This is a genomic window from Aestuariivivens insulae, from assembly GCF_022662195.1.
In the GTDB taxonomy this organism is placed as follows: Bacteria; Bacteroidota; Bacteroidia; order Flavobacteriales; family Flavobacteriaceae; genus Aestuariivivens; species Aestuariivivens insulae.
In genome coordinates, this window is sequence record NZ_JAKMCS010000001.1 from 315,084 (window position 1) to 338,206 (window position 23,123).

At 36.2% G+C, this 23,123-nt stretch carries 22 protein-coding genes and 1 tRNA gene; 11 read left to right on the top strand and 12 right to left on the bottom strand.

All coding sequences use genetic code 11. The annotated features are described in order from the left end of the window. Positions 1–144: 144 nt before the first annotated feature. From MR062_RS01175 to arsM, 3 genes are read right to left on the bottom strand one after another with little or no spacing between them, the layout of a single operon-like run. Positions 145–840, bottom strand: a complete 696-nt coding sequence (locus MR062_RS01175) for a TIGR04283 family arsenosugar biosynthesis glycosyltransferase (RefSeq protein ID WP_242202223.1) — start codon at positions 838–840, stop codon at positions 145–147. 5 nt (positions 841–845) lie between these two features. Continuing rightward, positions 846–1,610 carry a DUF547 domain-containing protein gene (locus tag MR062_RS01180; protein WP_242202224.1) on the bottom strand — a complete coding sequence of 255 codons (765 nt, stop codon included), beginning with the start codon at positions 1,608–1,610 and terminating at the stop codon, positions 846–848. A gap of 22 nt (positions 1,611–1,632) precedes the next feature. Then, positions 1,633–2,601, bottom strand: coding sequence for an arsenosugar biosynthesis arsenite methyltransferase ArsM (gene arsM / locus MR062_RS01185; protein WP_242202225.1), 969 nt, complete (start codon positions 2,599–2,601; stop codon positions 1,633–1,635). 274 nt (positions 2,602–2,875) lie between these two features. Here arsM and MR062_RS01190 point away from each other — a divergent pair, with 274 nt between their 5' ends. Further along, positions 2,876–3,517 carry a hypothetical protein gene (locus MR062_RS01190; RefSeq protein WP_242202226.1) on the top strand — a complete coding sequence of 214 codons (642 nt, stop codon included), beginning with the start codon at positions 2,876–2,878 and terminating at the stop codon, positions 3,515–3,517. Positions 3,518–3,563: 46 nt separating this feature from the next. Here the strand turns inward: MR062_RS01190 and MR062_RS01195 are convergent, their stop codons facing one another. The 6 genes from MR062_RS01195 to acs form a co-directional block, all read right to left on the bottom strand. Then, the gene (locus tag MR062_RS01195; RefSeq protein ID WP_242202227.1) at positions 3,564–4,376 is read right to left on the bottom strand and encodes a purine-nucleoside phosphorylase; all 813 of its coding nucleotides are present in this window, start codon (positions 4,374–4,376) and stop codon (positions 3,564–3,566) included. Continuing rightward, positions 4,369–4,998, bottom strand: a complete 630-nt coding sequence (locus MR062_RS01200) for a TIGR04282 family arsenosugar biosynthesis glycosyltransferase (protein WP_242202228.1) — start codon at positions 4,996–4,998, stop codon at positions 4,369–4,371. Before MR062_RS01200 ends, MR062_RS01195 begins: the two co-directional genes overlap by 8 nt. Then, complete coding sequence (locus MR062_RS01205) at positions 4,991–5,533, bottom strand: rhodanese-like domain-containing protein (RefSeq protein WP_242202229.1); 543 nt, start codon at positions 5,531–5,533, stop codon at positions 4,991–4,993. Before MR062_RS01205 ends, MR062_RS01200 begins: the two co-directional genes overlap by 8 nt. 11 nt (positions 5,534–5,544) lie before the next feature. Then, complete coding sequence (arsS, locus tag MR062_RS01210; RefSeq protein WP_242202230.1) at positions 5,545–6,600, bottom strand: arsenosugar biosynthesis radical SAM (seleno)protein ArsS; 1,056 nt, start codon at positions 6,598–6,600, stop codon at positions 5,545–5,547. A 60-nt stretch (positions 6,601–6,660) separates the two neighbouring features. Beyond that, the gene (locus MR062_RS01215) at positions 6,661–6,996 is read right to left on the bottom strand and encodes an arsenosugar biosynthesis-associated peroxidase-like protein (RefSeq protein WP_242202231.1); all 336 of its coding nucleotides are present in this window, start codon (positions 6,994–6,996) and stop codon (positions 6,661–6,663) included. A 175-nt stretch (positions 6,997–7,171) separates the two neighbouring features. Beyond that, positions 7,172–9,085 carry an acetate--CoA ligase gene (gene acs / locus MR062_RS01220; protein ID WP_242202232.1) on the bottom strand — a complete coding sequence of 638 codons (1,914 nt, stop codon included), beginning with the start codon at positions 9,083–9,085 and terminating at the stop codon, positions 7,172–7,174. A gap of 210 nt (positions 9,086–9,295) precedes the next feature. On the opposite strand from acs, the gene MR062_RS01225 reads away from it, so the two are divergent. The 3 genes from MR062_RS01225 to MR062_RS01235 all read left to right on the top strand — a co-directional run bounded on the left by MR062_RS01225 (position 9,296) and on the right by MR062_RS01235 (position 11,396). Further along, a complete protein-coding gene (locus tag MR062_RS01225) occupies positions 9,296–9,802 on the top strand; it encodes an OsmC family protein (RefSeq protein ID WP_242202233.1) in 507 nt (168 codons plus the stop codon). Between the two features lie 74 nt (positions 9,803–9,876). Then, positions 9,877–10,665 carry a helix-turn-helix domain-containing protein gene (locus MR062_RS01230; RefSeq protein WP_242202234.1) on the top strand — a complete coding sequence of 263 codons (789 nt, stop codon included), beginning with the start codon at positions 9,877–9,879 and terminating at the stop codon, positions 10,663–10,665. A gap of 371 nt (positions 10,666–11,036) precedes the next feature. After that, positions 11,037–11,396, top strand: coding sequence for a cupin domain-containing protein (locus MR062_RS01235; protein ID WP_242202235.1), 360 nt, complete (start codon positions 11,037–11,039; stop codon positions 11,394–11,396). A 94-nt stretch (positions 11,397–11,490) separates the two neighbouring features. Here MR062_RS01235 and MR062_RS01240 read toward each other — a convergent pair. After that, positions 11,491–11,563, bottom strand: a tRNA-Phe gene (locus MR062_RS01240). A gap of 160 nt (positions 11,564–11,723) precedes the next feature. Between MR062_RS01240 and MR062_RS01245 the strand changes: the two genes are divergently transcribed. The 7 genes from MR062_RS01245 to MR062_RS01275 all read left to right on the top strand — a co-directional run bounded on the left by MR062_RS01245 (position 11,724) and on the right by MR062_RS01275 (position 19,704). Further along, positions 11,724–12,452, top strand: a complete 729-nt coding sequence (locus MR062_RS01245; protein WP_242202236.1) for a type III pantothenate kinase — start codon at positions 11,724–11,726, stop codon at positions 12,450–12,452. Then, positions 12,452–13,759, top strand: coding sequence for a hypothetical protein (locus MR062_RS01250; protein WP_242202237.1), 1,308 nt, complete (start codon positions 12,452–12,454; stop codon positions 13,757–13,759). The genes MR062_RS01245 and MR062_RS01250 overlap by 1 nt, the downstream gene beginning before the upstream one ends. Positions 13,760–13,771: 12 nt before the next feature. Then, positions 13,772–15,151, top strand: a complete 1,380-nt coding sequence (locus MR062_RS01255) for a tetratricopeptide repeat protein (protein WP_242202238.1) — start codon at positions 13,772–13,774, stop codon at positions 15,149–15,151. 158 nt (positions 15,152–15,309) lie between these two features. Then, the gene (gene lptC / locus MR062_RS01260) at positions 15,310–15,819 is read left to right on the top strand and encodes an LPS export ABC transporter periplasmic protein LptC (RefSeq protein WP_394800522.1); all 510 of its coding nucleotides are present in this window, start codon (positions 15,310–15,312) and stop codon (positions 15,817–15,819) included. A gap of 87 nt (positions 15,820–15,906) precedes the next feature. Further along, a complete protein-coding gene (locus MR062_RS01265; protein ID WP_242202240.1) occupies positions 15,907–16,095 on the top strand; it encodes a hypothetical protein in 189 nt (62 codons plus the stop codon). A gap of 4 nt (positions 16,096–16,099) precedes the next feature. Further along, a complete protein-coding gene (locus tag MR062_RS01270; RefSeq protein WP_242202241.1) occupies positions 16,100–17,389 on the top strand; it encodes a hemolysin family protein in 1,290 nt (429 codons plus the stop codon). Between the two features lie 155 nt (positions 17,390–17,544). Further along, the gene (locus MR062_RS01275; RefSeq protein ID WP_242202242.1) at positions 17,545–19,704 is read left to right on the top strand and encodes a peptidylprolyl isomerase; all 2,160 of its coding nucleotides are present in this window, start codon (positions 17,545–17,547) and stop codon (positions 19,702–19,704) included. 448 nt (positions 19,705–20,152) lie between these two features. On the opposite strand, the gene MR062_RS01280 is transcribed toward MR062_RS01275, so the two are convergent. Both MR062_RS01280 and MR062_RS01290 read right to left on the bottom strand, forming a co-directional pair. Next, entirely contained in the window at positions 20,153–21,421 is a 1,269-nt protein-coding gene (locus MR062_RS01280) for a GYDIA family GHMP kinase (RefSeq protein ID WP_317235742.1), read from the bottom strand. Between the two features lie 108 nt (positions 21,422–21,529). Beyond that, positions 21,530–22,855, bottom strand: coding sequence for a hydroxymethylglutaryl-CoA reductase, degradative (locus tag MR062_RS01290; RefSeq protein ID WP_242202243.1), 1,326 nt, complete (start codon positions 22,853–22,855; stop codon positions 21,530–21,532). Positions 22,856–23,123: the final 268 nt, after the last annotated feature.

Consider the following 23,123-nt stretch of genomic DNA (forward strand, 5'->3'; position numbering starts at 1 on the left):
TACCGTTAAAGAAAATGATGATTTTTTTCTTTATATGAAGAAGAAAATTTTAGCATAGCCTTAGCTACGGTTTTATTTTATTCTGAAATAGAAAGGAAAAAAGTGCGTTTTATTACGGTTATTTTAAATGAGAAATGGTATAACCTAGCAAACCTTTTTTTTGTAGTAATAGTAAAGGGTGTCGGCATCTGCGCCTAGCCAGCGTTTAATGTAAATGCTCCAGTAGTAGTACTGTAATTTCCAAACACCGTGTTTTCTGTACATTCTGGCCGAAGATTTCAGTTTTTTGTTGATTACCACAAACTGTTTTCTTGCGTATAGTTCGTTGATTAAAATATTGTCTTCATAAATGGTATAGCGTTCGTCGTATCCGCCAATGGTATCGAAAAGCGTTTTTGTTATAAACAGGCTTTGGTCGCCCCCTCTGCAGGCTTTCCAATTAAATTTGGTAAACCAGCCGGCTAGTTTTAGCCACCAGTGGTCGCTATCGAATTGCATTCTAAAGCATCCTGCTTCGTTACCCTGTTGTGTTTCATTAATAATTAGTGCGTCAAATTGTTTGGGAGGAAAGGAATCGGCATGTAAAAAATAAAGAATCGAACCTGTGGCCTTTTTTGCACCTACATTCATTTGTTTGGCTCTTCCTTGGTCCGAATGGATAAGTGTGATGTTCTTAAATTTTGAAATAATATGAATGGAACCATCGGTACTGCCGCCATCAACAACAATTATTTCTGCGATGTTTTTTTTTGAAGAAACCTCCTGTAAATACTCTAGTAATTTGCCAATATGTGTTTTTTCATTTAAAACAGGAATTATAATTGAAATGTGATGCTGCATGATATTTATTCATTTAACGCCCAATTATAATCTTTATATTTTATTTTGGCTTTTTCTGAAATGCTAATTTCTGAATATTGGTTTAAAAAATCAATTAAACTTCCAGTTTGTTTAAAATCGTTGGCAAACCATTGAAAGATTTTTGAAAGTTCCAAATGGTTTTCTGAAATAGAATTTCTTTCGGGATCACTTAAAAATTCTTTGGTGGCATTGGTTAATTGTGCGTCTAATGTTGAAGCGGTAAAGGCTTCGTTCTGTAATTTAGGACAGGAATACGACGCGCAAACAATGGCAAAATGAATGCGTGGCTCTTCCATTTTTCTTAGTATTTGATGTTCTATCTCATCTAAATTGTATCGTTTATCTCCCAGTTTCCAAAGTTTTTGTTTCCAAGGGTCTTTAATGTCCTTAATACTTTTTACGGGGTAATGCCGAAGGATTAAATCAATGGTCATGGCATTATAGGCATTAATCCAAAAAGCGAGTTTTTCTTGCTTTGTCCAAGAGGTTTTGGGGAGGTTGTCGTTTAGATAGCTGATGTAGCCTTTAAGTGCTTTTTTATTCGAAAGGAAACCTTTATAGTCAACATGACCACTATTTGAAACATGCTCTTTTAGAAGTTTGTCCCAAAGCTCATGGCTAGGTTTGGTTTGGTTGTATTGATTAATAGTTGCGTTTCTTGGAAGCACTATCTCTTTATCCAGTGAACCCTGAAAAATAGGGTTGCCCATTAAAGGTAAAATAATGATAAGTATGTTTGAAATTTTCATTTGTTGTGTTGTTTATTTTAAGCTAGCAACACCCGCCGCCATCGTAATGAAACGTAGATTCGCTAATAAAAATATCGTCTCTGTTTAAAGAGGCCAGCACATTAGCTGTTTTATCACATATCGCCAATGGCTGATTTTTTAAAAGGACATGTCCTTTTTTATCATCAAAATAGTCGTTTTCGCCAAAATAGATGGCGGCTTTACCTGTAAATACACAGGGGCCATCTTCAGGCATAGGATCTTTAATGGCCGCCACTTCAATGGATTCTATATAAATCAATTCGTTGGTAGGATAGTTTTTAGGATCTAAGATGCGATATGGCTTTCTTGCTCTAATTTCAATGGTGCCAAAACCGGCATCGGTTAGCATCTTTACATAGTCTTTTATGGGTAAGCTACCACTTAGGCACAGAGCGCGCAAACGGTCGTCGTTGCGTAAGGCGTCGTTCATAGGTTGTTCGCAGGTAGGGTCGCTCATTACCAATCGGCCATAAGGTTTTAAGACGCGATACATTTCGGCAATGGCCTGTTTTAAATCGTCGGCCTTAAAAATGTTAAACAGGCAGTTTTGAGCAGCAACATCAATGCTATTGTCTTCAACAGGAAGGCTAAGGGCATCTCCTTTTCTAAGGTCAACAAATTCACTTTTAAACCAAGGATTTAAAATTTCGGATTCTTTAAAGTTTTTTCGGGAGGCCTCTAGCATTTCATCAACAATATCAACACCAATAACACCGTTTTTTTGGCGTGAGAAATAGGAAAACTGTAGCAGTTCCATACCGCCACCTACACCTACGTAAAGAATTTTAGGATTGTTGGATAAATCGCGGGGATGGACTGTAGAGCCACAACCATAGTTCATCTCTTGCATGATTTTAGGGATTTTTAATCCGGGCAATTCCCAAATGGGGTTGGTGGTGCAGCATAAGCCTATATCTGGGGTTAAAGCGGCTTCTTTGTATAGGTTATGCGTCGTTTCTAGGTAGTTCATATAGTTTCCATTATTTTTTTGTTCTCACTAGGTCGTTTTAAAATAATAAAAATAACATGTTTAAAAGTTATATTTTCTAGAAAGTTATCAAACTTATATTTGAAAAAATCTTTTTAGGAAGAAGATCCGTAGATAAAAGGTAAAGTTGGTTTTTTAATGCCATTCATCGGATAGATTAAATAAAAAACAATAAGATTTATTGCGGTTCGTTAAGAAAACCAACAATTTAAAATTTTGATTACCCCCAAATTTATTAATATTTAACCGAAAAAGTATGAGAAAGGTTTTTGTGAGTTTATGTTCAATTTTAATAGGAAGTTCTGTATTTGCTCAAAATATCAAAAATGATAGTTCTTGGGTATTTGAAGCAGGTATCAATGCTGTAGATGTTTATCCAGTTGGGAAGGATTCGCCACAAGGCGCATATTTTGAAGAGTTTTTTAATGCAACAGACCATTGGAATTTTGGTATTCCAACGGTTAAAGTTGCAAGATATATCAATGAAGCTGTTTTTTTAAGTGTGAGGGCTACTTTTAATAAGATATCGAAATGGGGCGAATTGCCGGGACAATCTAGGGCAGAAGTAGATCGCCTTAATTACCTTGGGCTTGATGCCATGCTAAATAAAAATCTTAAAAATATTTTTCATTCAGAGAAATTCGAACCTTTTATTGGTATAGGTTTAGGTTACACTTGGATTGAAGAAGGTCCTTATAATTCAAATGCCAATGGGATTGATGATTTGGTGGGCGCAGGTACATTAAATGGTGTTTTAGGTGTTAAATATTGGATTTCAAAAAATATAGGTGTTAATATTGAAACAGCATATAAGCATACTTTTGAATCGTATCTTACGAGACATTGGCAACATAGCTTGGGAGTTATTTTTAAACTAGAAAAATGTGTGTGTTACTAACTTTTAAAAGCTGTTTTTCTTTGTTCCAAAATTGATAAAAACCTGGTTATAATGTCTTAATTAGTTCTTTAAACAAAATTACCATATTGGGCTCGGCTTTAGCGGCCATGGCAATAATTTCAGCTATATCTATGGGTGCAAGGTTGTCTGGATCACACTCATCTGTTAAAACTGATACCGCTGCTGCTTTTAAATTTAAGTGATTGGCCACAATAATTTCTGGAACGGTACTCATGCCAACTGCATCGGCACCAATTAATTTTAGCATACGATACTCGGCTCTGGTTTCCAATTGCGGACCAACCACACTTGCATAAACCCCTTCGTGTAATATTATGTTATGGGTTTTGGCGATAGTTTTGAATGTTTTATTAATCTGTGTGTCGTAAGGAGCGCTCATGTCAGCAAAGCGTTCGCCCAGTAGGTCTACGCTTTTAAACGCTAAGGGAGAACTGCCCTGAAGGTTGATATGGTCTTCAATAAGCATGAGCTCCCCTTTTTTGTAATTTAGGTTTATGGCCCCAGCAGCATTGGATACCAATAAGGTTTTGATGCCTAAATTTTCCATAATGCGAACCGGAAAGGTAATGTCTTGCAGTGTATAGCCTTCATACAGATGAAAGCGTCCCTGCATGACCACCACTTTTTTGCCTACTAATTCACCAAAAATGAGCTTGCCTTTATGGAACTCTACCGTTGCAGTGGGAAAGTTGGGGATATGATTATAACTTATTTCTTTAATAATGCTTATTTCATTAATAAGCTGGCCTAAACCTGTACCTAAAATAATGCCGACCTCTGGATTTTCAAAGCCTTTTTCTTTGAGGTAATCTGCAGTTTCTTCGATGTGCTTAATCATGTAGTTGTTTTATTTTTTCTTGTAATTTTAAGTTTGATTTATAAAATTTTGAAGCCTTTAAATCTTCAAAAGTGTCTATGTCATTTAGGGGTTCAAGTAGTTTGTAAGCTATGTTATTTCGCTTTAACTCCAAAAGGGTGTCGTCTAATAAATGGGATGTGCTCCAAGGTTTGTCAATAAAAACGTTGGGGTGTAATTCTGAAAGTCCAACCAAATAATAACCACCATCTTCTGCTGGGCCAAAAGTAACATTGACTTCCTGTAATGCAGCAAAGGCGTTCTTTATGTGGGTTTCACTTATATCGGGCAAATCGGAGCCAATTAATACAATGCGCTCATAACCCTCTTCAAACCCTTTTTTAAAGGCATTTAGCATACGCTCGCCTAAATCTTTTCCTTGTTGAATGGCTTTAAACTCATTTTTCCATTGGGTTTTAATAATGGCGTCAGAAAAATAAATACGCTTGTCTATTGCTAGGGTTTGGGTTGCTCGTTCAGTTAGTTTAACCAACTCGGCATAAACTTCAAAGGCAGCTTGGTCGCCAATGGTTTTTGCAAGTCGGGTCTTTACCTTGCCTAATTTTAGGTTTTTTACAAAGACGATAAGTAAATCTTTAGTCATAAACTTTTGTACCTTTGGTTAGCCATTTACTCCATTCTTGTGAAAAGATGTGTATGCTATCGGTTTCTTTTTCTTTTGTATTATAAACTGGGAAATTATTGTTTTTCCATTCAAAAATACCACCATATAGGTTTTCAACGTTTGTGTAGCCCACTTTTTTAAGTTGTTCTGCAATATCTTCAGACCGAATTCCCAATGAGCAATATACCACAATGTTTGATTTTTTATCGGGTAGTTTTAGTTGTAAGGAATCAAGGTTAAATAAATCATAACCTACATGAATGGCATCCTTTATATGGCTCACTTGAAATTCTTTAGCTTCCCTAGCATCAAGTATTACTGCTTTTGTTTTAGGCATGGCTAATTCTTGAACGGTAATATATGGTATGCTCCTATCGTTAAACGTCTGTAATAATTCTGAAAGTGTCTCTTGGGGGTAGAATTTAAAAGGTGTTAATAGTACCCCAAGTATAATGAGATATCTTGTTGTGTTGAAAAGCAATATAATATGAAAACGATTAAGGTTCATTTGCATAAAAATACTAATTAAGCTACAGAGCCTTGACAACTACTTCCTGCACCTGCTGTACAGCCATAACAATGTTGGGAAATCGCAATGGTTCTGCCTTCAAGAAGTGTTTCGTTGTATTCTGAAATATGTTTTGCTTTACTGTTTATAGGTAATCCAAGCATTTGATTAAAATCACAATCGAATAGGTAACCATCCCAGCTTACCGATAGCGTATTGGTGCACATTACATTTTGTACAGCAACAGGATTAAAGGCGTCTACCAATTGGTACATATAATCTTCGTAATTTTCTGAGGCAATCAAATAATCTAAAAACCTACTTATGGGTAGGTTGGTGATGGCAAACAAGTTATGAAAATGAATGCCAAAATCGTCTAAGAGAGCTTTTTTAAAATCTTTTTCCATTGCACTTTGGTCTGCTGGTAAAAAAGCACCAGACGGATTATAGACCAAATCTAATCTTAAAATGCTTTCTGGTTTGCCATAGCCTATGTTGTTTAGCATTTTTAACGCTTCAATAGAGGTGTCAAAAACACCATTGCCTCGTTGTTTATCGGTTTTGCCTTTGGTCCAATGTGGCATGGAGCTTATCACGTGAATGTTGTGTCTTTTGAAAAATTCAGGTAGGTCATGATACTTTTTATTGGCTAACATTATGGTTAGGTTGGAACGCACGATAAAATCTTTGATGCCTGCTTTGGCTGCTTCTTCTACAAACCAACGGAAATCGGGATTCATTTCTGGGGCACCACCAGTTAAATCCAAAGTATGTGCTCCAGTATTTTTTATCACCTCTAGGCATTGTTGCATGGTGTCCCTTGTCATGATTTCCTTTCGGTCTGGGCCTGCATCTACATGGCAATGTTCGCAAACCTGGTTGCACATATACCCCACATTAATTTGGAGGATTTCAAGCTTTTTGGCTTTAAGTGGAAACTGCCCTGTTTCAGAAATTTTAGATTTAAAGGTGGGTAATTCACCATTTTGGAATATACTGTTGGATAAAATTTCCAACTGCCTTTTGCTATTGGCCAATTCGCTGTGTCGTTTATGTAAAGAAGTTGTAATCAATTTTTGAATATTAATTTGAGATGTAAGTAATCATTAATAAGACGTTTAAAATTTTGAAACTTACATGTCCAGCTTATTAACCTTATTCATCATTTGTACCCCATGTACTAAGGTGGCGCCACTTTTAATGGCCGCACCAACGTGAATGGCTTCCATCATTTCTTCTTTGGTAACACCACGCTGCAGGGTGTCTTTAGTATAAGCATCGATGCAGTAAGGGCATTGTTCGGTATGGGATACAGCTAGTGCGATTAAAGCTTTTTCGCGAGCGGTGAGGGCGCCTTCTTCAAATACTTTGTTGTAATATTCAAAAAACTTGTTGCCAAGTTCTTCATCCCATTCCGTAATGTTTCCAAATTTCCTTAAATCAGCAGGGTCGTAGTATGTCTTTTGCATTAGATTTTGTTTTTCAATAAAGATATGAATCTAATGCTTGTAGTCGAAAAAAAAGCCAGTTCTTAACATAAAATTTCTTTAGAAAAGGAACATGTCGTAACTGTTTGGCATGCAAAAAAATACCCTATCCAAAATCTGAATAGGGTAAACTTTCATTTAAAAGTAAGATTAAATTTTATAGCTCTTTAGCACCTTCAATAATGCTTTCTACAATTTCTGGATTAAGCAAAGTGCTTGTATCGCCTAAATTGCTGGTGTCGTTATGGGCAATTTTACGTAAAATACGTCTCATGATTTTTCCTGAACGTGTTTTTGGCAAGCCTTCGGTAAATTGAATTTTGTCCAGTTTGGCAATAGGGCCTATATGTTCGGTGATAATTTGGTTGATCTCTTTTCTTAGGTTGTTTTGGTCCCTGGTTTCTCCAACATCCTTTAAAATAACATAACCATAGAGTGCATTGCCTTTTACATCGTGAGGGAAGCCAACGATGGCCGATTCGGCTACTGCTGGGTGCTCGTTAATGGCATCTTCGATAGGAGCTGTACCTAAATTGTGACCAGAAACTATAATAACATCATCGACACGACCGGTAATTCTATAGTAGCCTACTTCGTCCCTTAGGGCACCGTCTCCAGTGAAATATTTATTTTCAAATGCCGAAAAATAAGTGTCTTTATAACGTTGGTGATCGCCCCAAATGGTTCTGGCTATACTCGGCCATGGGAACTTAATGCATAATCTACCGTTTACTTGGTTGCCTTTAAGCTCATCGCCATTTTCATCCATTAATGCGGGTTGTATGCCAATAAAAGGCAAAGTGGCATAAGTTGGTTTTGTTGGTGTTACAAATGGTATTGGACTAACCATGATACCTCCAGTTTCGGTTTGCCACCAGGTGTCTACTATTGGGCTTTGCTTTTTGCCAACATTATCGTTGTACCAGTGCCAAGCTTCTTCATTAATAGGTTCGCCTACAGAGCCTAATACTTTTATTGATGATAGGTCGTACTTGTCAACCAATTCAGTGCCCTGTTTTGCTAAAGCACGTATAGCTGTTGGTGCTGTGTAAAACTGATTGACTTTATGTTTTTCTACAATTTCCCAGAACCGTCCAAAATCGGGATAGCTAGGAACACCTTCAAACATAACGGAAGTAGCGCCGTTGGCCAATGGGCCATAGACGATGTAACTGTGTCCGGTAATCCAACCTATATCCGCTGTGCACCAGTACACATCGTCTTCTCTATACTGAAAAATGTTTTTGAACGTATATGCGGTATATACCATGTAACCTGCTGTGGTATGGACCATCCCTTTAGGCTTTCCTGTAGATCCAGAAGTATATAAAATGAATAAGGGGTCTTCGGCATTCATGATTTCAGCCTTGCAATCGGCAGACGCTTCATCTAATAGAGGCTGTAGCCATTGGTCCCTACCTGCTTTCATGTCGATATCTGAATGGATGCGTTTGGCTACCAATACCGTTTTTACATTAGGGCAGCTTTCTAAAGCTTCATCAACAATCCCTTTTAGGTTTATGGTTTTTGCACCTCTGTAAGAACCGTCACTGGTAATGACCATCTTGCAGTCACAATCATTAATTCTTGTCGATAATGCGGTTGATGAGAACCCGGCAAAGACAACAGAATGTATGGCGCCTATACGTGCACAGGCTAAAACAGCTACGGCCAGCTCAGGAATCATAGGTAAATAAATGCATATCCTATCGCCTTTCTGTACGCCTTGGCTTTTTAACACATTGGCAAACTTGTTAACCCGTTCGTGCAATTGGTTGTATGTAATATGTTCGGCCGGTTCATTAGGGGCGTTTGGTTCAAATAAAATGGCGGTTTTATTGCCTCGAGTAGGGAGGTGCCTGTCTATACAGTTTTCCGTAATGTTTAATTGGGCACCTTCAAACCATTTAATTTCTGGCTTTGAGAAATCCCAATTTAAGACCTTGTCCCATTTTTTATGCCACATAAAATGTTCTTCGGCTACTTCTTCCCAAAAATTTTCTGGTTCTCTTACCGATTTTCTGTAAACTTGATAGTACTCCTCTAAATGTTTTATGTGATAATTACTCATTAGTTATTGTTTTTGACTTATTTAGTTTAGATTAAGAAAAGTACAATTTTACTAAAATTTTATTAAAATAACCTTTGAAAGGTCTAAGGGAATCAAAATTATGGTAGAAATTGTGAAATAAATAACGTTTACAGGAAAGCGGTATGAATAATGAAAAATTCGCGCTCTTTTCCTATCTTAGATTTGCAATAATTTAAACCGTGAACACTAATGAAAGCCAACGAACTAAAAAAGATACAGGCCCCTTTAAAAGAAAAATACCGTAACGATTCTGGTTCAGCATTAATAACTTTGGAAGCCAGTGGTCAAATTGGGGAGGGGATTTCATGTAAAGTAGATACCGGGAAAGCTATAGTGGAGGCAGGGCTTCATCCTGCTACGGGAGGAACAGGACTGCAGGCATGTTCGGGGGATTTACTGCTTGAAGCGTTGGTAGCCTGTGCTGGCGTTACCCTTAGTGCTGTTGCTACAGCTATAGAGTTCGACTTTGAAGGAGGTATTGTAAAGGCAGAAGGCGATTTGGATTTTCGAGGAACCCTTGGTGTTGATAAAGACACGAAAGTTGGTTTTAAAAATGTACGTTTAAATTTTCAACTGAACACTTCCGAAAGTAAAGAAAGGATAGAAACGCTGCTAAAATTAACCGAGAGGTATTGTGTGGTTTACCAAACTTTGGTGTCTGCGACAGCTGTGGTGGCAACAATTGATGTGGCATAAAAGTGAAACTTTTTATAAGTGCAGATGTTAGCATTTTCTTGTAGATTCATATAAATAAAAGCGAATTTTATAATATGGTAGAGATTAAAGAAATAGAAAACATTTCTGACTTTACTCCCAAGAGGATTAAAAAATACCTCTTTTTGTGGTGTAGTGAAGGGCATGTTTCTATTATGGTAGATAATAAACACCTAACACTATCACAACATCAAGTACTTACCATCACTTCAGGGCAATATCATGGCTTTAAAAATGTTCACGACGGGAAAGGCTATTTGCTCAGTTTTACGCTTGATTATATCTGCAAAACCGAAAAAGATATTGAGCTCATCTTTCAAAACAGTCTTTTTTGTCATTTTGATTACAACGAAATCATTTCTATTAACAATCCTTTAGAAATAGAACGACATCTCCAAAAAATTGAGGAAGAGCTTAGCAACAAACCATTTCAATATCTGGAATCCATACACTCCCGTATTGAATTACTGCTGTTTGAAGTGAATCGTTCAAAGATTGAAAATGGTGGAGAGATTTGGAAACCGGAAGCGCTTTTTTTACGGTTTCTCGAGTTTGTACGCAACAATTTTGAAAATAACTACACTCTTAAAGATATAGCGCTTCGATTGCAAACCACAGAATTGAGATTGAATGAGTTGGCAAAACAACATGCAGGAAAGACAGCACAAAATGTTATTTATGGATTGGTTGTTTCTGAAGCCCAACGCAAATTACAGTATGAGGAGAAAAGCATCAAAGTAGTGGCTTTTGATTTGGGTTTCAGGGACCCTTACTACTTTTCCAAGTTTTTTAAGAATCATACAAAAATGTCACCCACTGAATTTCAAAATAGCTTGAAAAACTAAATTGTACATCAAATACTCAAGATTTTCCATTTTTTAGGGAGTTACTAATTCTCAACTTTGTTTCATTAATTTTTTAATTATGAAATCAATAATAATAGGGCTATTACACTTGTCTTTTCTTGCTTGGGGAAACTGGAGTGGCCGATGGAAAACAAATTGTGACCTATTGTGGTGGAAGTGATGAACTTCAAAATAATTATTACAGGTTCAGGATGATAGCATAAATACTGTTGTGGCTGATGGAAAGATTATTTCTTCTAACGGAAATTTGGTGAGCTATTTGGCATCGTTGGAATTATTGGAGAAAATGGTAGGAAAAGAACAAAGGCAAGACGTTGATAACGAATTATTAATAAATAAATTACATTAAAATGAACATTAAAGATTTTATTACGAAAAGCAAAAACAAAAGCTGGGAACCATTAATTGAAAATGGAATTCATTATGAAGGAATCTCTGTTAAATCCTTGTATTTTGACAAGGCTACAAATCGTTCAAAATCCATTTTATTAAAATTCCAAAAAGGAGCATCCTATCCTTATCACATCCATCCAGCGGGAGAAGAAATTCTAGTTTTGGATGGTAGTTGTGAGGTGTTTGGTGAAACCCTTAACGAAGGAGACTATTTATATACCCCGCCAACAGGCAAGCATAGTGTCGCTACTAGCACGGGTTGTGTGTTGTTTTTGTCTATACCCGAAGAAGTTATTTTAATACGGGAAGATGAATAAGGCAAAAATCTGTGCAACTGGCGGCGCAAAATATACGAATTAGCACCCCAAAAAACAAAAAATCCCGTAAACAAAATGTTTCGGGATTTTTTTGTGGTACCTCCAGGAATCGAACCAGGGACACAAGGATTTTCAGTCCTTTGCTCTACCAACTGAGCTAAGGTACCTCGCCAAAGCGGATGCAAATATATTCATTTTTGTGATTTGCCAAAAGAAAAATTTAAAAAAAGAATATTTTAATTCCTTTAATAATAATTATGAGATATTTAAGATTTAAATTCTGCTCGTTTTGTAGTTTTATGCGGTCGTTAAATTTAACCTTTTGGCATGAACTTAATAATAGATGTAGGGAATTCTTTTGTAAAGCTTGCTGTTTTCAGCCAAGATGAATTACTGTTGAAGGAAGTTGTTGAGCAACGTCTTTTTATGGATATAATCAATGCCATAACAAAAAAATATCCTGCTATTGAAAACGCCATTGTCTCTTCGGTGTCTAAATTGGATGAGGGATATAAAGAAATATTAAAACAGAGGTTTGTGCTCCTTGAAGTTAACCACAAAACTAAGCTGCCGTTTAAAAATTGCTATAAAACGCCCAAAACTTTGGGAGTGGATAGGGTGGCATTAATAAGTGCCTCTGTTTATAATTTTCCTCAAACTAATGTGCTTGTTATAGATGCGGGGACCTGTGTTACTTTCGATTTTGTTACAACAAAAAAGGAGTATTTGGGAGGAGCCATTTCACCTGGTATTAGAATGCGCTATCTTGCTCTTAATCATTTTACGGCCAGTTTACCGCTGTTAGACACAGAATTACCAGAAAACCTTATTGGGCACTCTACCAGTTCTTCAATTCACTCGGGAGTTGTTAACGGGCTTATAAACGAAATTGATGGTGTGATTAACACCTATAAGCAAAAATATTTAGATTTAACAGTAATTTTAACAGGAGGAGATGCTAAATTCTTGTCTAAACAATTAAAAAGTAGCATATTTGCCAACTCTAATTTTCTTTTAGAGGGACTAAACTATATTTTACAATATAATTCAAATTGATGATAAAAAAACTTGTAGTAGTTTTTATTGCCGTTTTCGCAATTCAAAGTTATTCCCAAGAAGGTACAGCGTCACCTTATTCTTTTTATGGTATTGGTAGCTTAAAATTTAAAGGTACCGTAGAGAATAGGAGTATGGGTGGTTTAAGTGTATATACAGATAGTATTCATGTTAACCTTAGGAATCCAGCTTCTTATGCAGGTAATAATTTAGAAATTTGGGGAAACGAAAGTAGGCCCGTTAAATTTACGGTAGGAGGGAGTTATTCCAGTATAAATTTAAAAAGTGATACCAGTAAAGGTAAAACCTCGTCTACAACATTCGATTATTTGGCATTATCTGTTCCTGTTGGTAAATTTGGATTAGGATTTGGATTGATGCCTTATACAGCAGTAGGCTATAAATTGGAAGCGCTTAATGCAAATGGTGATTTAGAAAATAGATTTAGGGGAGAAGGCGGACTAAATAAAGCTTTTCTGGGATTTGCTTATCAAGTAAGTAAAGGCTTAAGCATAGGTGTTGATGCACATTATAATTTTGGAAATACCCAAAATAGTATTGTTGAATTTCAATACGATGGGCAAAATGTACCGTTGCAATATCAAACTCGTGAAAATAATAGGTCGGACCTAAGTGGTATAAACTTTAACTTTGGGCTTACTTATAAGACTATGTTCACTAAAAAGTTAGAGCTTATTTCCAGTCTTACCATTACACCAAAAAGTAATTTAACCTCGCAGAATGAACGTTCTATTGCTACAATTAGGACAAATTCGAATGGAGATGAGTTGGTGGTAAACCAGATAGATACAGATTTGGAGGCCTTAGGCTTATTGGAAACAGAATTAACCTTGCCAACCAAGGTGTCCTTTGGAGCGGGGATAGGGCAACCTAGAAAATGGTTTATAGGAACCGAGTATACGTCGCAAAACACCAGCAGTTTTTCCAATCCATTATACACTAATGGGACGGCCTACGAAAATGCATCAACATTATCTGTAGGAGGGTTCTATATTCCACAATATAATGCGTTTAATAACTATTTAAAAAGAGTGGTTTATAGAGCGGGGATGCGATTTGAAAAAACAGGATTACTTTTAAATGATGAGTCAATAAAAGAGTTTGGCATATCTTTTGGGGTAGGTTTACCTGTAGGAGAATTGGGAGGCTTGTCTAACGCTAATTTAGGGTTCGAAATAGGTAAACGTGGCACAACTAATAACAATCTTGTACAAGAGAATTTTATTAATTTCAGATTAAGCTTATCTTTGAACGATAGATGGTTTATGAAACGAAAATATAACTAACAGTTGAATATCATGAAGACGAAAATTACTTTACTAGCACTATTGCTTTTTGCATTGAACATAAGTTTTGCACAGCAAGACGAAGAATGTATGACCAAGCTTTCCATATTCCATGAATATGTAAAAGCTAAAAATTTTGATGCGGCTTATGAACCATGGATGGCAGTACGAAATAAATGTCCAAAGTTTAATACGGCCATATATATAGATGGGGAAAAAATACTGGAGGATAAAATCGAGAAATCATCTGGAGCAGATAAGGTAGCTTACATTAATGATTTGTTGAAGCTATGGGAAGAGCGAGGTACACACTTTGCAAGCAAAACACCTAAAGGAAAATATGCAGCACAAGCATGCCAATTGATGTATGACAATCGGAAAGAATTAAATAAAACCGATCTGGAACTGTATGAATGTTTTGATGCAGCTTATAAATTAGATAAGGCAACATTTACACATCCACAAAGTTTATATACCTATTTTTCTTTAATGGTTGATTTGTATGATGCTAAGAAAAAACCAGCGGCCGATTTATTCAATAAATATGATGATGTTGTTGAAAAGGTAGAAGATGAGGTTAAAAACTATTCAGGGAAGTTAAATAAACTTATTGAAAAAGAAGATGCTGGAACCGCCTTAACCAGTAAGGAGAAAAAATATAAGAAATATTATGAGCAAGTATTAGGAGCTTATGATAAGATATCTTCAGGTATAGACCAAAAGCTAGGTGAAAGAGCAAACTGTGAAAACTTAATCCCGCTATACCAAAAAGACTTTGAGGAAAATAAAGCTGATGCGGTATGGTTAAAACGTGCTGTTAGCAGAATGTTCCATAAGGAATGTACAGAGGATCCGTTGTATGAAAAATTGGTAAAGGCATATGATGAAACAGCTCCTTCTGCAGATACAAAATACTTTGTTGCTACTATATTGTTGAAGAATGGAAAGACATCTGAAGCGGAAAAATACCTTAAAGAGTCTTACGATTTGGAAACAGATACTTTTAAGAAATCTAAACTGGCTAATAGAATTGGTTTAATCCTTAAGAAAAAAGGAAGGTATGGACAGGCTAGAGGTTACTTTAGAGATGCGCTTAAGCTTAACCCAGCTAATGGACGTCCACATTTGTCAATTGCAGCAATGTATGCAGCTAGTGCTAAAGATTGTGGAGATACCAATTTTAATAAAAGAGCCGTATATTGGTTGGCAGCAGACGAAGCGGCCAAAGCAGCTAGGGTAGATCCAACCTTAAAAAAGGCAGCAGCACAATCTGTAGCTAACTATAAGGCTAAAGCACCAAATAAATCTGAGATATTTGAATGTGCTTGCTCCGGCAAAGTGATTAAAATAAGCTGTTGGATTGGAGCTTCGGTAACAGTACCTAAAGTGTAATGCATCAAAAAAAAACATATCAATTACTAAACATAGTCACCATAAATGTGGTGGCTATGTTTTTTTCATGTTATAATTTTATTCTGCTTTTTAAGAGACCTACCTGTCTATCTGTAGTAAGGAGGTGTAATTCATATAAACGATTTCTTGTATTAGGTGTGCTTCTATCAATGCTTATGTCATGTAAAGATAACTTTAATGATGTGCAGAATATTGGAGTGTCGGAGAATGAGCCTATAGGGGTTGCAGAAAATATCAATTTAAAACATACCGATTCGGGTAGAATAAAAGCTGTTCTTATAAGTCCGAAAATGCTGGATTATTCCAATAGAGAATTCGATTATTATGAATTTCCAGAGGGCATAACACTTGATATATTTGATGAAAACAACAATAAAAGTGTTGTTGTTGCAGACTATGCCATTAACTATGGAAAAACGAACCTAATCGATTTGCGTGGTAATGTGCGTATAACAACCCATAAAAAGGATACTTTATTTGCTGAACAACTGTATTTCGATTCCGATAAAGATTGGATATTTACCAATAAACCAGTGACTTTTAAAACGGAAACCGACATTATACATGGCAATATTTTCGATTCTGATACAGATTTTAAAAAGGCCAATGTCCTTGAGCCAACAGGGAATATTACTGTTGAAGACTAATTTTAGTGCATTACAGATTTCTACTTTCTTATTTTAAGTATCTTTACAACGTATTATTTTTTTTAACTGTTTTAGATTCATTTGTCTATGAAATATTCAAAGATTTTTCAATATGCCTATCTGGTTTTCGCAGCACTATTTATATATGATGCCATTTCAAGATATGTGAATACAAGCGAATTGTATTATCCGTCAATTCTATTGGGGGCTTTAGCTATTTTTATGTTTTTCTTTAGGCGCAGATTTGCTAGAAAAATGCATAATAAAGATCAATAGTTAAATGGGTGCAGAACTTGTTGTCATAATTATTTCCTTATTGTTATCGGCTTTTTTCTCAGGGATGGAGATAGCCTATGTGTCTTCGAACAAGATACATATCGAGATTGAAAAAAAGCAAGAAGGACTATTGGCAACCATATTGGGTAAACTCACAACCAAACCATCTAAGTTTATTGCAACTATGCTAATAGGTAATAATATTGCATTGGTGGTTTATGGGCTTTTTATGGGCGATATGTTGGTGGCTTGGTTTCAAACAATGTTGCCAACGCAATCAGGTTTTTTAAACTATATGTTTACCGAATTAAGTTTGCTGTCCCAAACCATTATTTCTACCATAGTAATATTAATTACGGCCGAATTTTTACCTAAGGTATTCTTTCAAGTTTATGCTAATACTTTAATTAAGGCATTGGCAGTTCCAGCTTATATATTCTATGTGATGTTTACTTATATTTCAGATTTTGTGATATGGATTTCCGATACCGTTTTAAGAACCTTTTTTAAAACCGAAGGCGATCAAATTCAACTGGCATTTACAAAAGTGGAGTTGGGTAATTATATAAGCGAACAAATGGAATCGGTTGAAGAACATGATGAAGTAGATTCCGAAATTCAAATTTTTCAAAATGCATTGGAATTTTCAGAGGTAAAGGCGCGAGAAGTTATGGTGCCCCGTACCGAAATTATTGCTGTAGAAATTAATGAAACGATAAAGTCGTTAAATGCGCTTTTCACCGAAACGGGCTGCACTAAAATATTGGTTTATAAAGATACCATAGATGAAATTTTAGGCTATGTACATTCTTTCGAACTGTTTAAAAAGCCTAAAACCATAAAATCGGTGATGTTACCTGTGGAGTTTGTGCCAGAAACGGTGCTTATCAAAGATGTGTTGGGCGTACTTACCAAAAAGCGTAAGAGTATAGCTGTGGTACTTGACGAATACGGTGGGACATCGGGTATTATGACGGTAGAAGATATCGTAGAAGAGTTGTTTGGAGAGATAGAGGACGAGCACGATACGGCCGTTTTAATAGAAGAACGTATTGATGACGATACATTCAAATTTTCTGCGCGAATGGAGGTCGATCAAATTAATGAGACCTATAAGTTAAATCTTCCAGAAAATGAAAATTATGAAACTTTAGGAGGGTTAATTGTAAACCATACCGAAGAAATTCCAGAGCAGAACGAGGTAGTTACCATCAATACATTTCAGTTTACTATTTTAGAGGTTTCAAATACCAAAATCGATTTGGTAGAACTCAAGCTATTGGAAGAAGATTAGCTAGGCTTAAAGTTTGGTCAATAATTGCAGCTATCTTCTTTTATTATTAAATAGAAAATGGTATTTTCGCGCACGATATTTTTTGCCAAATGGGCATATACCAATAGTTAACAAGAAAATTCCAGTGTTACTGGTTTAAAAAATAAAATTTCAAGATGGCAGTTTTAAATAAGATTAGACAACAAAAGTTTATACTAATTGCGTTAATAGCTTTAGGTCTATTAGCTTTTGTAATATCGGTTCCGGATATTTTAAACATGACCGATAGTAGTGGCGCTAAACAAAGTTATGTGGGCAGTGTTAATGGGATAGATATTAGTCGTGAAGATTTTTTGCAAAAGGTAGAGGTTGCCCAAAGGCAAGCTGGTCCTAGTGCAACAAATACCCAAGTGGCTAATCGTGTTTGGGAACAAGAGGTTAGAAAAGCGGTAATGGAATCCCAGTTTGAAGAATTGGGAATCTCTGTAGAGCAAGATAAGATGCGCGACCTAATAAAAACGTCGTTGGCAACCAACCCACAGTTCTTAAATGAAGCTGGTCTGTTTGATGAAAATAAGTTGAATGAGTTTGTCGCTAACCTTAAGGAATTAGCACCACAACCAGGGTTTTTTAACGGACAGCCTATTACATATGCCGATTGGACAAACTACGAGAAAAATGTTGCTTCTGGAGCCTTGCAACAAAACTATTATAATTTAGTAAAGGCTGGTTTAACAGGAACTTTGGCCGAAGGTGAATTAGACCATAAATTAGAAGGCAACAAAGTAGATATTAAATACGTACAAGTGCCTTATACGTCTATTCCAGATAGTACGATTAGTGTTTCAAAATCTGACATTTCAGCATACATCAAGGATCATAAAAATCAGTTTGAGGTAGAAGAGACTAGAGATATTCGTTATGTGGAATTCAAGGAAGAAGCTACTTTGGAAGACGAGGAAGCTATTAAAGCAGAACTTAGAGTTTATTTGAATGGACGTTTGGTTGACGAAACAGGAAGAAAAGACACTATAATAGCATTTTCAAAAGTTAAGAATAATGCCGATTATATTAATTTGATTGCAAACTCTAATGTGAAGTTTGATGACCGATTTGTGTTTAAAAACAGTTTGCCTACCGAATTTGCCGATAGTATTTACAATTTAAATGTAGGTGAGGTCTTTGGACCGTATAAGCACGATGGAAACTTTAAGTTAACTAAGGTTATTGCAGAAAAGAATATACCAGACTCAGCTAAAGTAAGACACATATTAATTCCGTTTTTAGGAGCTAGAAGTGCGACTCCAGAAGTAACACAAACAGAAGCAGAAGCTAAAACGACTGCCGATAGCTTATTGGCCATTCTTAAGAGAGACCGTTCTAAATTTCCGGAATTTGTAAAAGAGTTCTCTTCAGATCAAGGGAGCGCAGCAAACGAGGGACGTTACGATTGGCATCCATACAACACCATGGTTCCAGAGTTTAACGACTTTGAGTTTGAAGGTGAAGTAGGTGACCTAGGTGTGGTAAAAACAATTTTTGGATTCCATATTATTGAAATTGAAGGTCAAAAAGATAAAAAGCGTGCTGTAAAAGTAGGTACAATTTCTAGAAAGATTGAGCCTTCAGAAGCAACAATAAATAAAGTGTTTAGGGATGCTTCTAAGTTTGAAGTCGATGTAGATAAAAAAGATTTTCAGGAAGTAGCGACCGAAAGTAAATATAACGTTCGTCCTATTAATGGAATTAAAGTATTGGACGAAAATATTACAGGAATTGGAAGCCAAAGGCAAATTGTACGTTGGGCTTTTAATGAAGAAACAGAAGTAGGAGCAATTAGTCGATTTACCATTCCTTCTGGCTATGCAATAGTTCAATTGGTGGCGAAGCATGATAAGGGGCTTATGTCTGTTGAGGATGCTTCGGCAACTGTATTGCCTAAAATACGTAAGGCGAAAAAAGCACAACTAATTAAAGAGCGCATAACAGCTACCACTTTAGAAGATCTAGCGGCTGCCGAGAATACTTCCGTAAGATCGGCTTCAGCCATTACCATGAAGTCACCAACCATTTCAGGAGCTGGTAGAGAGCCAATGGTTGTAGGTGCTGCTTTTGGATTGGAAGAAGGAGAAACTTCAGACTTGATTGAAGGTGAAAGAGGTGTGTATATGGTACAGGTAACAAAAGTTACTCCGGCGGTAGAATTAGATAATTACCAAGCTGCTGCCAATAGAGTGGAACAACGTAAAACTGGAGCTGTGGCTTCAAAAGTATACAATGCATTAAAAGCTGCTGCCGAAATTGAAGATGATAGAGCAGAGACGCAAGTACAATAAGAATAGTTATATAATAATAAGTTTGAAAAATGCTCCATATTGTTGGAGCATTTTTTATTTAATAATATTAGTCTATAACAATATGTGTTTGATAAGGTTAAATGCTATAATGTTTACCATTTCACATAAGTGCTAAGGTTTTCAATGTGTTAGCGGAATCCATTGGTTGGATGGCGGTCGTTGCGAGGAGTAAAACGACTAGGCAACCTGTAAATAAACAACGGTTTACTTAATAAACTAAATCAGGAATTAATATTACCCTTTCGGCTTTAAACTCCTATTTGAGTTTAAAGCCACCTTCCCTTTTAAAGGGAAGGAATTGTGTTTACTGAATTATTTTAATTCTCCTCCTTTATAAGGAAGAGTGGCTCCGGTTTCTGATATGAAACCGAAGACGAGGTGGTTTTAATTATAACTAAGATTATTTAGGATGTAGTTAAATGGAATTTCAGATTTTAATTAATTCAGAATAATTAATAATTGTTGTATAGCCTTTACGTTCAAAATAGCCTCTAGGGTTCTCTTGGGAAGCTACTAAAATAAAATCGCCTCCCCAAGCCCCTAAACTTTTAATGCTGCCCTTAAAATCATGAAACAAGCGTTCTTTAATAGGGGTTTGTTTGGTCGCTTTAGAAATGATTCTTTCATGTTCTTGCATTAAGACTTCAAATGTTTTTAATGAATCACAACTAACCATCTCATGTGTAATTCTTGTAATGCTTTCGATATCCTGTTTCGAAACAGATGCATTGCTTTTGTAAAGCGCAATACCCTCTCGGCTATTTTGTTTCTTATTGAGATATACAAAGTATAAATGATCTTTAAATAACGGGTTAAAACCGACTTCTAAAACTTCGGGTTGGGCGTTTTTTAGTTGGTAAGTTATTGGTGTGTTGTATTGTGCACAGGCAATGTCGTAACCACTGCCTCCAAAGGTAAGTTTTAAGAGTTTGTAAGCATCAATATTGGCCCATTGCGCTACATTATTGATTAAGGTAGATGATGTGCCTAAACCCCAATTTCTTGGGAATGATAATTTGGTGGTCACATTAAAACCATGGTTGTCATTAATAAAATTTGGATTAATGGTTTTGGTGGCTTGTAATATTTCAATTAACCTGTTAGAAATACTATTGTCAATGAGGGTGGCGCTAGAAATCCCATTATCAACAATTTCAAAGGTGTCTTCAAACCAAATATTGCCATTTTCATCTAAGCTCTTCCAAATAATTTTACCACTTCCTGTCTCTTCAACAGTTAACGATTGTCCTAGTGTGGTTGCAAGCGCGAGAGCCTTGGCACCATCTAAAACAACATATTCTCCGGTAAGTAGTAGTTTGCCGTTGGAATAGTAGGTTGTTTCGGTGCCTGAGGCCCTCGAAGGCACCATGTTGTTAGGGATTGATATTTTAGAAATGTTCGAAGCCTCCTTGTCACGAAAGGCCATTGATAGCTCAGGAAGTTTATTAAAGTTGCCTTTAATCAAAGCCTTTTTTTTCTCCCTGTTCCAGCCTTGTATTTGCTTTTCCCTGTAAAAAGCATCATCTATTCTTTGGAACTCTTCGGCATAAACTAATCGTATAGGTAATCTTTTCTTAGTGTGATTAGCTCCTTGACCGCTCTGATGCTCTTCTAATCGTTTGTCTAAATGGGTGGTGCTTCCAGTATAAAAACTGCCATCTGAACATTCTAATATGTAAACATAGCCTTTAGGCATTTTGTATTTGTTTTTTTAAAGGCGATATGGCCACAGTGTAACTCGAAGTGTCCTAAAAGCCTTAATTTTGAGTTATGTTCTTATTCTTTCGTGGTGCCTTCGAGAGCCTCAGGCACCAGTTGATCTTAATTTATTCAAAGCTTCCGAAACCGCATTATGCGATACGGTATGTGACTTGAAATGTTCTGTTAGCACTTGTTTTTCATCATCATTGGCACCAAATTGATTTAAGATATTCATTAAGTGCATTTTCATGTGCCCTTGTTGTATGCCAGTAGTGGTAAGTGAACGTAAGGCAGCAAAATTCTGTGCCAATCCTGCGACGGCAACAATTTGCATTAACTCTTTAGCTGATGGATGGTGTAGTAGTTCTAAGGCTAATTTTACCAAAGGATGAAGTTTGGTAAGTCCCCCAACAGTCCCTAGCGCTAATGGAATTTCAATCCAAAATTTAAATTTGCCATCTTCAACAGAAGCATGAGTTAAACTACTGTAGCGCCCTTTTCGTGAGGCATAGGCATGTACACCGGCTTCAATGGCCCTAAAGTCATTTCCAGTGGCTAAGACCACTGCGTCTATGCCATTCATAATGCCCTTGTTGTGGGTTACGGCACGATACGGTTCTATCTCGGCAATGTTAACGGCCTGTACAAATTTATGTGCAAAGGCTTCTCCCGAAATCGTTTGGCTTTCGCTTAAATCTTCAACATTACAGCTCACTTCTGCCCGAACCAAACAATCTGGAACATAGTTGGATAAAATGCTCATCACAATTTCAATTTGTTTTTCTTCTTCTGAAAATAAGTTGAATGTCTGGGCCTCATTCTTAAAAGTTTTGGCAAATTGTTCTAAACAGGAATTGATGAAATTTGCACCCATAGCATCCAAAGTCTCAAAAGAAACATGCAATTGGTAGTATCCTGAAATGTCATTGGTCTTATCGCGTAACTCAATAGCTGTAATACCGCCACCACGACTTTCCATGTTTTTGGTTATGGAGGCAGTGTCACTAAAAAGCTTTGGTTTTACCTGTTCAAAAAAGGTTTTAAGTTTATTGAAATCGCCACGGTACATAAAGTGTACCTGACCTATTTTAGTAGTGGAAATAACTTCGGTTTTAAAACCACCTCGGTCCAACCAAAATTTAGCTGCTTTACTTGCGGCGGCTACTACCGAACTTTCTTCAATAGCCATAGGGATGGTGTGTAACTTGCCGTTAATAAGGAAGTTTGGAGCGACGCCTAAGGGTAAATAATAGTTGGTAATGGTGTTTTCAATAAATTCATCATGCAATTGTTGGATTTTTTCATCGGTATTCCAATATTGCTTAATAATGGTTTTAGCTTCTTCAGAATTTGAGAAATAGGTATCAACAATCCAATCAATTTTTTTTGCCTTGGATAATTTTGAAAAACCAGAAATAGATTTGCTCATGTGTTAGTCGATTTCAGCACAAAGATACTACTCTTGATACGAATTTTGGATATCTCACTGTCCAGCCCATTATTTATGTGTTAATAATTACGGTTTTTGCATAATTTTTAGTAAACTTGACCTCGTTTTAAGAAATAGATATTTTTTTCTTTAAATTATCCATGATTTGTAATTTGCTCTGTGCAAAAAGATATTGCAGCTATGATATTTAAAGATGATAAAGACCAGTAACTTACGGATGAAACATCCATTATTAATTTTTTAATAA